We start from the raw sequence: 14,061 nt of genomic DNA, 5'->3' as shown, positions 1-14,061 counted from the left end.
GCTCCTGTTCAATCGGGGGTGTGAGGAGCCGGACGGCGGGGGGACTGGCGGATCACTTAGAGTTAACAGGCATCTATCCGCCGATTCGGTTTGGAGCTTTCCCCACAATGACTGAACAGACACCCAGCGGTGCAGGCGCTTCCTACGCCGCCGCGGGCGTGAGCATCGAAGCCGGTGACCGCGCCGTCGAATTGTTCGGACCATTGGCGAAGAAGGCCAGCCGACCCGAGGTGCAGGGTGGGATCGGCGGATTTGCCGGACTGTTCGCGCTCAAGGGTGGGTACCGGGAGCCGTTGCTCGCCGCCTCCACCGACGGCGTGGGCACCAAGATCGCCGTCGCCCAGGCGCTCGACAAGCACGACACCGTCGGGCTCGACCTGGTCGCCATGGTCGTCGACGACCTGGTGGTGTGCGGCGCCGAACCGCTGTTCCTGCAGGACTACATCGCCATCGGCAAGGTCGTCCCGGAGAAGGTCGCCGAACTGGTCTCCGGCATCGCCGAAGGCTGCATCAAGGCGGGCTGCGCGCTGCTCGGCGGCGAAACCGCCGAACACCCCGGGCTGATGGACCCCGACGACTACGACCTGTCGGCCACCGGCGTCGGCGTGGTCGAAGCCGACTCCGTGCTCGGCCCCGACCGGGTGCGCCCGGGCGACGTCGTCATCGCGATGGGCTCCTCGGGTCTGCACTCCAACGGCTACAGCCTGGCCCGCAAGGTGCTGCTCGACATCGACCGCATGTCGCTCACCGGGCACGTCGAGGAATTCGGCCGCACCCTCGGTGAGGAACTGCTCGAGCCGACCCGCATCTACGCCAAGGACTGCCTGGCGCTGATCGCCGAAACCGATGTGCGCACCTTCTCGCACGTCACCGGTGGCGGTCTGGCCGCCAATCTGGCGCGCGTGCTGCCCGCCGGCCTGGTCGCCGAACTGGATCGCGGCACCTGGAACCCGGCGCCGGTGTTCAAGATGATCGCCCAGCGCGGCCGCGTCGAACGGCTCGAGATGGAGAAGACGTTCAACATGGGCGTCGGCATGGTCGCGATCGTCGCCCCCGAGGACGCCGACCGCGCGCTCGCGGTGCTCACCGCCCGCCACATCGACTGCTGGACACTGGGTCAGGTCAAGAAGGCCGCCGACGCCGACGCGCCGCGCGCGGTGCTGCTGGGCGACCACCCCAGGTTCTGATCGTCCGACAACTCAGCCGGGTCGCGAACGCGCGGCCCGGCTTTTGTCGTGTTCCGGGGTTTGCCGACGCCCCCGCGCGGCTACCCGAAGAAGGTAGGGTCCGCCGCCTCGAGGAGGTCGGGGTCTCGAGTTCGGCGAACACGACGAGCGTCCTGTGTGTGCACAGGACGCTCGTCGTGTATTCGGATGTTCGCCGTACTGCTGCTGCGAGCCTGCGACGCTGCGCGGAACAACGGCTGAAGGGGGAGGCCACCACGAGCCTCCCCCTTCACCGGCGTTCGGTCAGCGACGCCAGCTGTCGTAGTCGTCGTCCTCGTTGTTCCAACGGGACGGCGAATCATCCGCGTCGTGCTCGTCGGATAGCAAGCCGCCACTCCCTCGGGAGTGGAGTGGAGTGCTATCCGCCAGCTCGCGCTGAAGGCTCGCGAAGTCGGTCGGCGTGGAGCTGTACTTGAGCTCACGTGCGACTTTGGTCTGCTTTGCCTTAGCCCGGCCACGGCCCATGGCTGACCCCCTCGCGTCACTGCGGGGCGGCCTGGGGTTTGTTGGCGGCCCCGTTCGAATTAATACTCTTCCTGACAGACACTTTAGCGTGTGTCCGGCGGTCGCGCTCCCAGGAGTGGGTGAAGAGCTGTCGAACGGGTGTCAGAGCACTCCGGGGATCGCCCGGATCACCCCGACGCGGGCGTCGCCGCCGAGCACCGCGGTGGCCGCGAGGTCGGTGTGTTCGTCGGTCCAATCGATGCCGATTTTGCGCAGAATCGCCAGCGTCAGGGGCATTCGGGCGCGGTCGTGACCGTCGTCGATCTTGTAGGCGAAGGCGCGTCCGTCCGGGAGCGCACCCGCGTGCACGCCGTCGGCGCCGATTTTGCAGAAGAGTCCGGGCGTGGCCGACATCGCTTGGAGATCGGGCCCGTTCGTGCCGGAAATCACTCGCGGATTGCTCCGCACGGCATCGGCGATCCGGCGTTCGGCGGTGCCGGGCTCGGCGGTGGTGAACGCCGCGAAGGCGCGCGCCAGGTTGATCAGCGAGACGGGGACGATCGGCAGGCCGCAGCCGTCGATCCCCAGGTCGGTCTCGGGTTCGCCGGTGACGTCGGCGATGGTGGCGAGAACCGCCTGCTGCAGTGGGTGTTCGAGGTCGAGGTATCCGGTGCGCGGCCAGTCGTTGATCGCGCAGGTCGCCAGCATCGCGGCGTGTTTGCCGGAGCAGTTCATGTACAGCGGGCTGCGGCCCGCGCCGGTGATGGCGGCGGCGCGAGCGTTCTCCTCGAACGGCAGGTCGGGTGGGCAGGCGAGGTCTGCTGCGGTGTGGCCGAAGCGGTCGAGCAGGCGGGTGACCAGGGCGATGTGGTCGGGCTCGCCGAAATGGGAGGCGGTGGTGATGGCGAGTTCGTCGTCGTCGACGGGGTCGAAGCCGTTGCGCAGCAGGGTGAGTGCCTGCATGGGCTTGTTCGTCGAACGCGGGAAGATCGGGCCGTGCACCTCACCGAGCTCGACGGTAGGGGTGCCGTCGGCATCGAGCACGACGACCGAACCCCGATGCACACACTCGCGGAACCCGGACCGAACCACCTCGACCAGTTCGACACTCACGCGCGGACCTCCACCGTTCGTTTCCTGTTGTGCCGGTCGATCTGCATGCGGATGTCGTCGGAGATGGTCGGTTCCTCCGTGAGCAGCCGGGTGAGCAGTGCGGGGTCGGCGCCGGTGAACAGGTCGCGCACGGTGATGCCGTGGGCCGGGACGTGCGTCACCCGTACTTCGTCGCCCGCGCCGATCGTCCCCTCGGTGAGCACCCGGAAGTAGGTGCCGGTGTCGGCGCGCAGGGCGAAGCGTTTCACCCACTGCTTCTCGTCGGACCACTGCTGGAAGGTCGCGCACGGAACGCGGGGAGCGCTCACCTCGAGCAGGGTGTCGCCGATCGCGAAGTGGGCACCGAACACCGCGTCGCTGAGCGGTAGGCCGGTCACCCGCAGGTTTTCGCCGAACCAGCCGGCGGGCAGGTCGCGGTCGAGTTCCTCGGCCCAGCGAAGGGCGTCTTCTTCGGCGTAGGCGTAGACGGCCTGGTGCACGCCGCCGTGGTTGACGGTGTCGCACACGTGGTCGCCGACGAGCCCGAGCGCACGCACCCCGACGCGACCCGCGACCGGACGCTTGTCGATGGCGCTGCGGCCCACGCGGGTGCGCATCTCGAGTTCGGCGTGCACCACGCACACGGCCTCGACACGGCCGGTGTCACCGGCACGCAACTGCGGGCGGCTCATCGACCACGCAGGCGGTCGACGGCGGCGCGCCCGGCTTGCACGCCCTCCTCCGAGGGGACCGAGTCGGGGTCGATGGCGGCGGCCATGGAACCGACCACCAGTTCGGTGCCCGCCGGGACGGAGCGTTTCACCAGGGCCAGCGCGATCGGGCCGAGCTCGTAGTGGTCGACGACGGTGCCCAGGCGACCGACGGTGCGCCCGCCCGCGGTGACGTCGTCGCCGGTGGCGGGCCGTTCGTCGGCGGAACCGTCGAGGTGAAGCAGCACCAGGTTGCGTGGCGGTTTGCCCAGGTTGTGCACGCGCGCGACGGTTTCCTGGCCGCGATAGCAGCCCTTGTTCAGGTGCACCGCGCCCTGCTCCTCGACGCCGCCGATCCAGCGGGCCTCGTGCGGGATGGTGCGCTCGTCGGTGTCGACGCCGACGCGCGGGCGGAGGGCGGCCACGCGCAGTGCTTCGTAGGCCCACATGCCCGCCGGTCGGGCACCGGCCGAGGTGAGCTTCGCCCACCACGTGGCGAGGTCGGTGCGGGGGACGAGCAGGTCGAAGGAGTCACCGGGCATCCGGCGCAGGAATCCGCCGCCGGGCAGTGCCACGGCCGCGTACAGGCCGGGCAGTTCGCCGAGGCCGAGGGCGGGGAGCAGCGTGTCGGTCTCCGGGCCGAGCAGGCTCAGCACGGCGAAATCGGCGGCCTCGGGTTTGGCATCGGCCCAGAAAACCATCTTCTGCAGGAACCCGAGCAGCTCGGTGCCGTGCCCGCCCTCGGTGTCGAGCCAGAGGGTGCCGTCGAGGTCGGTGAGCACGAAGTGGTGCAGCACGCGTCCGTTGAGGTCCAGGTCGAGTGACTCGGCGCTGTGACCGTCGGGCAGGTTCGCGATGTGCTGGCTGGTGATGGTGTGCAACCAGCTCAGCCGCTCGGCGCCGGTGATGCGGGACACACCGCGATGCGACCGGTCGACGACGGCGACGCGTTGCGCGGCGGCCTTCTGCTCGCCGAACGGGTCGCCGTAGTGCCAGGCGACCGCGGCATCAGGGGAGCCCGGCGCACCCGCGACGGCGCCAGGGGTTTGGAGAACAGGACTGGGGGCGACGTCCACGGACACACCACCACTGTAGGCGTGTCCGCCCGCACGCGCCGAGGGTGGGCGGTCGCGCCGCGTCGGATCCACGGCAGCCGTAGGCATAACAGAGCTATAACGCCTACGCTCGTCACATGGGAGAACGGGTTCTTGTGACACTCGACGGTGTGGTCGCTGACGCGAACACGCCGTCGCTCTATGCCGACGACATCGGAGCACTGCGTGGCGACGGTGTGTTCGAAACGATATTGGTGCGCGGCGGCACGGCCACCGCGCTGGAATTCCACCTGGCCCGGCTGCGCCGCTCGGCCCAGGCGCTGGAACTGCCCGAGCCGGGGCTGGCGAAATGGCGCAGCGCGGTCGAGCTGGCGGTCAAGGAGTGGGGTGCCGAGGAAGAGGGCATGCTCCGCCTGATCTACACCCGTGGCCGCGATTCCGAATTCGACGCGCCCGGCTCGGGTCTCGTGCCCGACGAGCCGACACCGACCGCGTACGTGCTCGTCTCCCCGGTGCCCGCGCGGGTCGCGCAGGCGCGTGCCGAAGGCGTGAAGGTGATGTCGCTGGCCCGTGGCATCTCCGTCGACCTGGCCCAGGCGGCGCCGTGGCAGCTGCTCGGCGCGAAGACGCTGTCGTACGCGACGAACATGGCCGCGCTGCGGTTCGCCCGGCGGATGGGCGCCGACGACGTGATCTTCCACAGCACCGAACACCGGGTGCTGGAAGGCCCGCGCTCCACCGTGGTGATCGCGCGCGACAAGCAGCTCATCACCCCGCCCGCCAAGATCGGTGTGCTGCCGGGTGTCACCCAGCGGGCCCTGTTCACGGTGGCGGAGAAGAAGGGCTGGGAGTGCAAGTACCAGTCGATCTTCACCGCTGACCTGTTCGACTGCGACAGCATCTGGCTGCTGTCGAGCGTCACGCTCGCGGCCAGGGTGAATCAGCTCGACGGTGTGCGGCTGTCCGCGCCCGACAATGCTCAGGAGATCATGGACATGGTCGACGCGGGGATCGACCGGCCGGGGACCATCGGCGACTGGTGAGCGCCTGTGGGGCGCGGGTGGGCGCGCCCCTGCGCTGAGCCGTGGCGGTTGTCACCCTTCATGGGGGTATCCGTACGCGTACTCTCTACTACAGGACGTCGTAGTAGTGGATGGAGGCCGGATGGACACCTTGGACATCTCCCGGTGGCAGTTCGGCATCACCACGGTCTATCACTTCGTCTTCGTACCGCTCACCATCGGTCTGGCGCCACTGATCGCCATGATGCAGACGGCCTGGGTCGTCACCGGTGACGAGAAGTGGTACCGGCTCACCAAATTCTTCGGGAAACTGTTCCTGATCAACTTCGCCATGGGCGTCGCCACCGGCATCGTGCAGGAATTCCAGTTCGGCATGAACTGGAGCGAATACTCCCGCTTCATCGGCGACGTCTTCGGCGCGCCGCTGGCGCTGGAAGCACTGATCGCCTTCTTCATGGAGTCGACCTTCATCGGCCTGTGGATCTTCGGCTGGACGCGGCTGCCGAAACTGGTGCACCTGGCGACGATCTGGATCGTGGCGATCGGCGTCAACGCCTCGGCCTACTTCATCATCGCCGCCAACTCGTTCATGCAGCACCCGGTCGGTGCGCGCTACAACCCCGAGACCGGACGCGCTGAGCTGGAAAGCATTTGGGCGGTCCTCACCAACAACACCGCCATGGCGGCCTTCCCGCACGCGGTGGCAGGCGCGTTCCTCACCGCCGGAACCCTGGTCGCGGGTGTCGCAGGGTGGTGGATGGTGCGCAACGCGCGCAGCGGGGACGCGGCGAAACTCGCGGAAGCACGCGCCGTGTGGCGGCCCGTCGGCCGAGCCGCGCTGGTCGTTGTCGCGCTCGCCGGGATCGCCGTCGCGGTCACCGGTGATGTCCAGGGCAAGCTGATGTTCCAGCAGCAGCCGATGAAGATGGCGTCGGCGGAATCGTTGTGCCACACCGAGACCGACCCGGATTTCTCCGTCCTCACCGTCGGTACCCACAACAATTGCGACAGCGTGATCCACGTGCTGAAGATCCCGTACGTGCTGCCCTTCCTCGCCGAGGACAAATTCAGCGGCGTGACCCTCGAAGGCGTTGTCGATCTGCAGAAGACCTACAACGTGGAATTCGGTCCCGGCGACTACCGGCCGAACCTGTTCGTCACCTACTGGTCCTTCCGGGCCATGATCGGCCTGGCCGCGGGATCGGTGTTGTTGCTGCTGGCCGGCTTCTGGCTCACCCGTGGCGGCCGCGTGCCCGATCAGCGCTGGTTCTCCTGGCTGAGTCTGCTCGCCATTCCCACGCCGTTCCTGGCCAACAGCGCGGGCTGGGTGTTCACCGAGATGGGGCGGCAGCCGTGGGTGGTCGCGCCCAATCCGACCGGTGACCCGGCCATCCGGATGACGGTGCAGCAGGCGGTTTCCGACCATTCGCCCGGCACGGTGTTGTTCTCACTGATCGTGTTCACCGCCCTCTACGCTGTGCTCGCGGTGGTGTGGTTCTACTTGATCCGCCGATACGTGGTCGCCGGGGTCGAGAAACCGGCGTCGGAGAAACCGGAGAGCCGGAACGAGCCGGTCGAACAACTGTCCTTCGCGTACTAGGAGCCGTCGATGGATCTGCAACTGTTCTGGTTCATTCTGGTCGGCGTCTTGTTCACCGGCTACTTCGTGCTCGAGGGATTCGATTTCGGGGTCGGCATGTTGATGCCGATCCTCGGGCGGGGCTCCGATCCGCGGCGCCGCGTGGTGCTCAACACCATCGGGCCCGTCTGGGACGCCAACGAGGTGTGGCTGATCACCGCCGCGGGTGCCATGTTCGCGGCTTTCCCGGAGTGGTACGCGAGCCTGTTCTCGGGCTTCTATCTCGCGCTGCTCGTCCTGCTCGTCGCGCTGATCCTGCGCATCTGCGCGATCGAATACCGCGGCAAGATCAACGACCCGAAATGGCGGGCCTGGTGCGACCGCGGCATCGGCATCGGGTCGTGGGTACCCGCCCTCGCCTGGGGCTGGATCTTCGCCAACATGGTGCGCGGGGTTCCGCTGAACGAAGAACGCCAGGTCGTCGGATCGGTGTGGGATCTGCTCAGCCCCTACGCCCTGCTCGGTGGGTTGACCACGGCCGTCCTCTTCGCCCTGCACGGCGCGATCTTCCTCGCTCTCAAGACCGGCGGCGAGGTCCGCGACGACGCACGGCGAATCGCTCGGGTGCTGCTGGTACCGACCACACTGGTGGTCGGCGGATTCGGGCTGTGGACCCAGCTCGCCTACGGCGCCGGCTGGACCTGGGTGCCGCTGGGCGTCGCCGTGCTCGGCCTGCTGCTGGGCGGTGCGGCCACCGTGGCGGGCCGGGACGGCTGGGCCTTCGCGGGCACCGCCGTCACGGTGATCGCGGTGACGGTGCTGATCGTCGGCTCGATGTTTCCGAACGTGCTGCCCTCGACGATCAGCCCGCTGTTCGACCTCAGCATCGACAACGCCTCCTCCTCGCCCTACACCCTGAAGGTGATGAGCTGGGCCGCCGCCTTCGCCGCACCGGTGGTGATCATCTACCAGGGCTGGACGTACTGGGTGTTCCGGCAGCGGATCCGGGTGGAGCACATTCCGCCGCCGGTCGGGCTGCCGCTGCAAGGCAAAGGCTGAGCGCGTGACCCCGGCGGCCGACCCGGGCGCGGCGGCGCGCAAGCCGCGCCGCGGACCGGTCGACCCGCGCCTGTGGCGCTACGCGCGCTCGGCGCGGCCCCACCTGGTGGTCGCGGTCCTGCTCGCGCTGGTGATCACGGCGACGATCGTGGTCATGGCGGTGATGATCGGCCGGGTGCTCGCGGGCGTCATCACCGATCCCGGCAGCCGCTCACTCGGCGCGTGGACAACGGAACTGGTCGTGCTCGCCGTGGCCGTCGCGGTGCGCGGCGCCGCGAGCTGGTGGCAGGCCCGGCTGGCGCACCGGGCGGGCAGCGCGGTGGTCGCCGAACTCGAGACCGCCGTCCTGCGGGCCGGGGCCGAACTGACACCGAGGGAACTCGACGCGCGGCGCACCGAGATCGCCGTCGTCGTCGGCAACGGTCTCGGCGGCCTGCGCGGGTGGTACACCGGATATCTGCCCGCGCTGCTGCTGGCCTGCCTGGTCCCGCCGATCGTGTTGGTGGTCATCGCCTTCCACGATCCGACCTCGGCGGTGATCGCCGTGATCACCCTCCCGTTGATCCCGATCTTCATGGTGCTCATCGGTCTGCTCACCCAGGGGCGGGCGGAGGCGACGCTCGCCGCGACCACCCGGCTTTCGGATCAGCTCCTCGACCTGTTCGCGGGCATGCCGACACTGCGGGCACTCGGGCGCGAAAACGAGTCGTCGAGCATGGCGGGACAGGTGCGGGCACTCGGTGACGCGCTGCGCAGGCGGACGATGCAGGCGCTGCGGATGGCCTTCCTGTCCTCGATGGTGCTCGAGGGTCTGGCGACGCTGAGCGTCGCGCTGATCGCCGTGGCCATCGGCTTGCGCCTGGTGTACGGCGAGATGAGCCTGTACGCGGGGCTGGTCGCGTTGATCCTCGCCCCGGAGGTGTACTGGCCGCTGCGCCAGGTGGGGGAGAAGTTCCACGCGGCCCAGGACGGCATGGCGGCGGCCGACAGGGCCTTCGCCGTGCTCGACCGCGCAGACCCGGCCGGCCCGTCGGAGGCGGCCGACGCACCGGCTCCCGGCGCGGCGGTCGCGGTCGTCGAACTGCGCGGGCTGACGGTCGCCGCGCGCGAGGGCAACGCCCCCGATCACCTGACCGCCGAGCTGCGACCAGGCGTGGTGACCGCGCTGACCGGCCCGAACGGGTGCGGCAAATCGACCACGCTGCAGGCGATTCTCGGATTGATCGAGCCCGATCGCGGTGCGGTGCTCGTCGACGGACGGGATGTCCGCGACATCGCTCCGGAAAGCTGGTGGGCGCGCATCGCCTGGTTGCCCCAACGGCCGGTGCTGGTGCCGGGCACACTGCGCGAGAACGTCGACCTGCTCGGTGCCGGCGACAGCGCGCGCGGCTCTCTCGACCGGGCAAGCGCGGCAACGGGATTCGACGAGGTGCTCGACGGCCTGCCGCAACGCTGGGAAACCGTGGTCGGCCAGGGCGGCACCGGTCTCTCGCTGGGGCAGCGGCAGCGCCTCGCCCTCACCCGGGTGCTGGCCGCCCACCGGCCGATCCTGCTTCTCGACGAACCGACCGCCCACCTCGACGCGGAGAGCGAGCAGCGCGTTCTGGCGGCGCTGCGCGACATCGCCGCGACGGGAGCCACCGTGGTGGTCGTCGGTCATCGGCCGACCGTGCTTGCCGCCGCGGACGTGGTGATCGAAGTCGCCGCCGGGCCGGGGGCGGACCGTGTGCGCGCCGATCGCAGCGCGGAGGCGGCGCCGTGATCACGGATCTGCGGGACATGTGGCGGCTGCTCGGACTGTCCCCGTGGCGAGTCGCGGTGGCGATCGCGTGGGGCGTCCTCGCGCTCGGCAGTGGGTTGGCGCTGGCGGCGCTGGCGGCGTGGTTGATCGCACGGTCCTGGCAGATGCCGCCGGTGCTGCACATCGGCGTCGCGGTGACCGCCGTTCGAGCGCTCGGTATCTCGCGTGGCGTGTGCCGGTATCTGGAGCGGCTGGCCACCCACGACGTGGCGTTGCGGGCGATGACGACCGCGCGCACCGAGGTGTATCGCACCTTCGCCCGGTCCGACATCTGGTGGTGGCGGGAACGACGCGGGACCGAAGTCGCGCGCACCGACGACGCCCGTGCGGCCGCACGGAAACTGCGCCGGGGAGACCTGCTGGTGCGCGTGGGCGCCGACATCGACGATCTCGGCGCGGTGGTGGTCCGGGTTTTCGTTCCGGTGGCCGTCGCGGTGGTGTTGTCGGTGGCGGCGGTCGGCTTGATCGCGGTCATCTCGGTACCGGCGGCGGTGATTCTCGCTGTCGCCCTTGCCGTCTCGGGCATCCTCGCGCCGTGGCTGTCGGCCGTGGCCGCTCGCGACGAGGAACGAGCGGTGCGCCACGACCGCGCCGAGTTCACCGCCGAGGCACTCACTGTGCTCGACCACGCGGCCGAATTGCGGGTGGCGGGTCGCCTGGATGCCGCGCTCACCCACGCCGACGCAACGGCGGGCCGCGCGGTGGTCGCCGAGGACAGCGCGGCGGCGCGCAGCGCCTGGGCCGCGGCGGCGACCCCGCTGTCGATCGGTGTCAGCGCGCTCGGTGCCCTGCTGGTCGGCATCGTCGCCTACGGCGCCACCGGTGGGACGCCCGGCGGGATGAGTCCGATGGCGCTCACCGTCCTCGTGCTCGTCCCGCTGTCGGCCTTCGAGGCCGTCGGCGCGCTCCCGGCCGCCGCGACCACCCTCACCACCTCCCGGGCGGCACTGCACCGCCTGCGCGCCCTCTCACCCACACCGCTCGGCGCGCCTGCCCCGAGCCCGGACGAGCGGACCGTGCGCACGACGGCCCGCGCGGCCCTGCACCGGCTGCGCGCACCGTCCGCCGGCTCGCTCGGCGTCACCGAAGCTGTCACCGACCCGATGCCCGGGCGCATCCCGATGCCGGAGGGGCGCCGGGTGGCCGTCGTCGGACCGAGCGGCGCCGGGAAGACCACCCTGTTGATGGCGTGGGCCGGGTTGTTCGACACACCTTTGGACGGTGTCACGTTCTTCGCCGAGGACGCGCACCTGTTCGACACGTCGATTCTGGAGAACCTGCGGGTCGCGCGCGGCGACCTCACCGAGGACGAAGCCGAAAGCGCCGTGCGCGCAGTCGGGCTCGGCCCCTGGCTCGACACCCTGCCGGACGGGATCCGCACCGGCCTCACCGCGGGTGCGGCGGCCGTCTCCGGCGGTCAGCGCAGGCGCTTGCTGCTCGCCCGCGCGCTCGTCTCGCCCGCGGGCACACTCCTGCTCGACGAACCGACCGAACATCTCGCCGCCGCCGAGGGCGAGCAGTTGCTGCGCGACCTGCTCGACCGCGACAGCGGTCTGGTCGACTCGGAGCGATGGGTCGTGGTCGTCACCCATCAGCTCCCCGAAGGTCATCGCGCCGACACCGTGGTCACCGTCGACCCGAACGGCGCCTGCCACGTCGACCGCAAGCCTTCCTGAGCGCGTGCCGAGGGGCCTCCGGCTTCGCCTGTCCCTGGTGGATATCCGCAGCTCAGAGCCCCTCGGAAAATCAATTGCCGACCTCGCGACAGCCCGATAGATTCATCGGTACACAAGAGAGGAGGTGGTCTGAAGAATGTATGTTCAACGGATGCGTGAGGTGGCTGCCCGCTAGCAGCACCCCTGCGGGAGATTCCCCAGCGGTGCGCTGAGCGAATCCCAGGCAGACACCCGGCCCCCGAGCCCCCGGACTATCCACCCGGGACCGCCACGTTCCCCGGAACGGACGGTATGGCTCGGGGGTCGCTCCATTTCCACTCCGGAAACGACGAACGCCCCGCGAAACCGCGGGGCGTTCGGTCGGGATCTCAGCCGATGTAGCGCTGCAACCGGGCCGACAGGCGGGGGATGAGCGCGCCGTCGGGGTCGACTCTTTCCTCGACGTAGGCCAGGTCGCCGCCTTCGACGATGCCGTAGAGGCGTTTCGCGCCACCGACGACAGCGCCGGACTGGCTGCGGATCACCACGTCGGTGGCCAGTTCCCAGGACGACTGGGTGCGGGCGGTGCCGTAGAACAGTTCGACGATGCCGGAGCTGTGGGTGAGCAGCAGTTCGAGCATCTCGGTGTCGGCATCGGTGCCGACTCGCCAGTACCCGCTCTCGCGCAGGTCGGGGCTGTCGTAGCCGCCCTCGGCATCGAGCTTCCAGGTCTGCGATTCCCAGACCAGGTAGTCACCACCGTCGTGGGACACGATGATCTGCTGACCGAAGCGGTAGTCGCCGTCGGCGGGGTGGTGGCCTTCGCCCTCGCCGCGCCACACACCGACCAGCGGCAGCAACGCGAGCATGGCGTGGTTCAGATCGGGACCCTCGCGCAGATTCGCGGTGTCCTCGGGGATGGGGAGACCGCCGAGGACCGAAATGTTTCGGACCCCGGTTTCTTTCGCACGCTCGGCGGCGACATTCACCGCCTCGTCGCCACTGCGACGCTGTGCCGAAGCGTCTTGCACGTCACTCGCTCGCTCGGCCGGATCGGAACCTTCGCTCGCGAGCCCGCTCATGACTCGGTGAACAGCCGGTAGAAGACGTACAGGCCGAACCAGCCGATGAGGATCGACACGGCGATGAGGAGAATCTCGAAGAAGAGGACCACGTTTCGGAGTCTAGCGAGTCCGGAACGAAGATACGAAAACGGCCCCGGCAGTTCCCGCACGGGAACTACCGGGGCCGTTGTGAGGTTCTTACTTGGCGACCGCGACGTCCACCGAGTGGATGCCAGCGCCCTCGGGGCTGATCTCGGCCGAGCCGTTGCCCGACGCCGACAGCGCGCGCAGGGTCCACGAACCCGGCGCGGCGAAGAAGCGGAAATCACCGGTGCCGGAGGCGACGACCTCGGCGGTGAAGTCACCGTTGCCGTCGAGCAGACGCACGAACGCGCCGCCGACCGGCTGACCGTCGGTGCTCAGGACACGGCCGGTGATGACCGTTTCCTTCTCCACATCGACGCCGGCCGGGATGGCCTGACCCTGGGTAGGTGCTGCACACATATTGATTACGCTCCCAACTCGATAGGTGCACCGACGAGCGAACCGTATTCGGTCCAGCTGCCGTCGTAGTTCTTGACGTTCTGGTGGCCGAGCAGCTCCTGCAGCACGAACCAGGTGTGCGAGGAACGCTCGCCGATGCGGCAGTAGGCGATGGTCTCCTTCTCGCCGTCCAGGCCCGCATCCTTGTAGAGCTCGGCGAGCTCTTCGTCGGAACGGAAGGTGCCGTCCTCGTTGGCCGCCTTGCTCCACGGCACGTTGATCGCGCCCGGGATGTGGCCGGGACGCTGGCTCTGCTCCTGCGGCAGGTGCGCGGGAGCCAGGATCTTGCCGGAGAACTCGTCGGGGCTGCGCACGTCGACGAGGTTCTTGGTGCCGATGGCGGCGATGACCTCGTCGCGGAAGGCGCGGATGCTCAGGTCGGGAGCCGAGGCCTTGTACTGGGTGGCCGGGCGGTTGACCGCGTCACGCGAGAGCGGACGACCGTCGAGCTCCCACTTCTTGCGGCCGCCGTCGAGCAGCTTGACGTCGTTGTGGCCGTACAGCTTGAAGTACCAGTAGGCGTAGGCGGCGAACCAGTTGTTGTTGCCGCCGTAGAGCACCACGGTGTCGTCGTTGGCGATACCGCGCGCCGAGAGCAGGTCGGAGAACTGCTCCTGGTTCACGAAGTCGCGACGGACCTGATCCTGCAGGTCGTTCTTCCAGTCCAGGCGAACGGCGCCTTCGATGTGGCCACCCTCGTAGGCGGAGGTGTCCTCGTCGACCTCGACGAAGACGACGCCGGGGGCGTTGAGGTTCTCTTCGGCCCAGTCAACGGAGACCAGGACATCGGAGCGAGCCATGTTGTTCCTTT

The 14,061-nt window shown here is 69.1% G+C and carries 13 protein-coding genes; 6 read left to right on the top strand and 7 right to left on the bottom strand.

The window, feature by feature from the left end; translation table 11 throughout:
* Window positions 1-107 precede the first annotated feature (107 nt).
* Entirely contained in the window at window positions 108-1,187 is a 1,080-nt protein-coding gene (gene purM, locus AB0I19_RS15195; protein WP_067640787.1) for a phosphoribosylformylglycinamidine cyclo-ligase, read from the top strand.
* 282 nt (window positions 1,188-1,469) lie between these two features.
* On the opposite strand, the gene AB0I19_RS15190 is transcribed toward purM, so the two are convergent.
* From AB0I19_RS15190 to AB0I19_RS15175, 4 genes are all read right to left on the bottom strand, one after another.
* Complete coding sequence (locus AB0I19_RS15190) at window positions 1,470-1,691, bottom strand: DUF3073 domain-containing protein (RefSeq protein WP_084457250.1); 222 nt, start codon at window positions 1,689-1,691, stop codon at window positions 1,470-1,472.
* A gap of 141 nt (window positions 1,692-1,832) precedes the next feature.
* Window positions 1,833-2,783 carry an asparaginase gene (locus tag AB0I19_RS15185; protein WP_357148890.1) on the bottom strand — a complete coding sequence of 317 codons (951 nt, stop codon included), beginning with the start codon at window positions 2,781-2,783 and terminating at the stop codon, window positions 1,833-1,835.
* Window positions 2,780-3,454, bottom strand: a complete 675-nt coding sequence (locus AB0I19_RS15180; protein WP_357148887.1) for an MOSC domain-containing protein — start codon at window positions 3,452-3,454, stop codon at window positions 2,780-2,782. Before AB0I19_RS15180 ends, AB0I19_RS15185 begins: the two co-directional genes overlap by 4 nt.
* Complete coding sequence (locus AB0I19_RS15175; protein WP_357148884.1) at window positions 3,451-4,554, bottom strand: folate-binding protein YgfZ; 1,104 nt, start codon at window positions 4,552-4,554, stop codon at window positions 3,451-3,453. Before AB0I19_RS15175 ends, AB0I19_RS15180 begins: the two co-directional genes overlap by 4 nt.
* A gap of 110 nt (window positions 4,555-4,664) precedes the next feature.
* On the opposite strand from AB0I19_RS15175, the gene AB0I19_RS15170 reads away from it, so the two are divergent.
* The 5 genes from AB0I19_RS15170 (at window position 4,665) to cydC (ending at window position 11,664) form a co-directional block, all read left to right on the top strand.
* Window positions 4,665-5,570 carry an aminodeoxychorismate lyase gene (locus AB0I19_RS15170; RefSeq protein WP_357148881.1) on the top strand — a complete coding sequence of 302 codons (906 nt, stop codon included), beginning with the start codon at window positions 4,665-4,667 and terminating at the stop codon, window positions 5,568-5,570.
* Window positions 5,571-5,691: 121 nt separating this feature from the next.
* Complete coding sequence (locus tag AB0I19_RS15165; RefSeq protein WP_357148877.1) at window positions 5,692-7,149, top strand: cytochrome ubiquinol oxidase subunit I; 1,458 nt, start codon at window positions 5,692-5,694, stop codon at window positions 7,147-7,149.
* A gap of 9 nt (window positions 7,150-7,158) precedes the next feature.
* Window positions 7,159-8,187 (top strand): cytochrome d ubiquinol oxidase subunit II, encoded by a 1,029-nt coding sequence (cydB, locus tag AB0I19_RS15160; protein WP_357148874.1) that lies wholly within the window; start codon window positions 7,159-7,161, stop codon window positions 8,185-8,187.
* A gap of 4 nt (window positions 8,188-8,191) precedes the next feature.
* Window positions 8,192-9,949, top strand: a complete 1,758-nt coding sequence (gene cydD, locus AB0I19_RS15155; RefSeq protein ID WP_357148871.1) for a thiol reductant ABC exporter subunit CydD — start codon at window positions 8,192-8,194, stop codon at window positions 9,947-9,949.
* Window positions 9,950-9,966: 17 nt separating this feature from the next.
* Window positions 9,967-11,664 carry a thiol reductant ABC exporter subunit CydC gene (gene cydC / locus AB0I19_RS15150; RefSeq protein ID WP_357149384.1) on the top strand — a complete coding sequence of 566 codons (1,698 nt, stop codon included), beginning with the start codon at window positions 9,967-9,969 and terminating at the stop codon, window positions 11,662-11,664.
* Between the two features lie 368 nt (window positions 11,665-12,032).
* Here the strand turns inward: cydC and AB0I19_RS15145 are convergent, their stop codons facing one another.
* The 3 genes from AB0I19_RS15145 to AB0I19_RS15135 form a co-directional block, all read right to left on the bottom strand.
* Window positions 12,033-12,725 carry an FABP family protein gene (locus AB0I19_RS15145; RefSeq protein WP_067492340.1) on the bottom strand — a complete coding sequence of 231 codons (693 nt, stop codon included), beginning with the start codon at window positions 12,723-12,725 and terminating at the stop codon, window positions 12,033-12,035.
* A 180-nt stretch (window positions 12,726-12,905) separates the two neighbouring features.
* Window positions 12,906-13,211 (bottom strand): DUF1416 domain-containing protein, encoded by a 306-nt coding sequence (locus AB0I19_RS15140; RefSeq protein ID WP_357148867.1) that lies wholly within the window; start codon window positions 13,209-13,211, stop codon window positions 12,906-12,908.
* A gap of 5 nt (window positions 13,212-13,216) precedes the next feature.
* Window positions 13,217-14,050, bottom strand: a complete 834-nt coding sequence (locus AB0I19_RS15135) for a sulfurtransferase (protein ID WP_067492342.1) — start codon at window positions 14,048-14,050, stop codon at window positions 13,217-13,219.
* Window positions 14,051-14,061 lie beyond the last annotated feature (11 nt).

The sequence above is a fragment of the Nocardia sp. NPDC050413 genome, assembly GCF_040655475.1.
Lineage (GTDB): Bacteria > Actinomycetota > Actinomycetes > Mycobacteriales > Mycobacteriaceae > Nocardia > Nocardia coubleae.
The sequence above is the reverse complement of the archived record's forward strand: the minus strand, read 5'-3'. Positions and strand labels throughout refer to the sequence as shown.

What these genes read in the sequence shown, in the direction of transcription:
- purM (WP_067640787.1), top strand. Translation starts at nt 108, where the DNA reads ATGACTGAACAGACACCCAGCGGTGCAGGCGCTTCCTACGCCGCCGCG.
- AB0I19_RS15190 (WP_084457250.1), bottom strand. Translation starts at nt 1,691, where the DNA reads ATGGGCCGTGGCCGGGCTAAGGCAAAGCAGACCAAAGTCGCACGTGAG.
- AB0I19_RS15180 (WP_357148887.1), bottom strand. Translation starts at nt 3,454, where the DNA reads ATGAGCCGCCCGCAGTTGCGTGCCGGTGACACCGGCCGTGTCGAGGCC.
- AB0I19_RS15170 (WP_357148881.1), top strand. Translation starts at nt 4,665, where the DNA reads ATGGGAGAACGGGTTCTTGTGACACTCGACGGTGTGGTCGCTGACGCG.
- AB0I19_RS15165 (WP_357148877.1), top strand. Translation starts at nt 5,692, where the DNA reads ATGGACACCTTGGACATCTCCCGGTGGCAGTTCGGCATCACCACGGTC.
- cydB (WP_357148874.1), top strand. Translation starts at nt 7,159, where the DNA reads ATGGATCTGCAACTGTTCTGGTTCATTCTGGTCGGCGTCTTGTTCACC.
- cydC (WP_357149384.1), top strand. Translation starts at nt 9,967, where the DNA reads ATGTGGCGGCTGCTCGGACTGTCCCCGTGGCGAGTCGCGGTGGCGATC.
- AB0I19_RS15145 (WP_067492340.1), bottom strand. Translation starts at nt 12,725, where the DNA reads ATGAGCGGGCTCGCGAGCGAAGGTTCCGATCCGGCCGAGCGAGCGAGT.
- AB0I19_RS15140 (WP_357148867.1), bottom strand. Translation starts at nt 13,211, where the DNA reads ATGTGTGCAGCACCTACCCAGGGTCAGGCCATCCCGGCCGGCGTCGAT.
- AB0I19_RS15135 (WP_067492342.1), bottom strand. Translation starts at nt 14,050, where the DNA reads ATGGCTCGCTCCGATGTCCTGGTCTCCGTTGACTGGGCCGAAGAGAAC.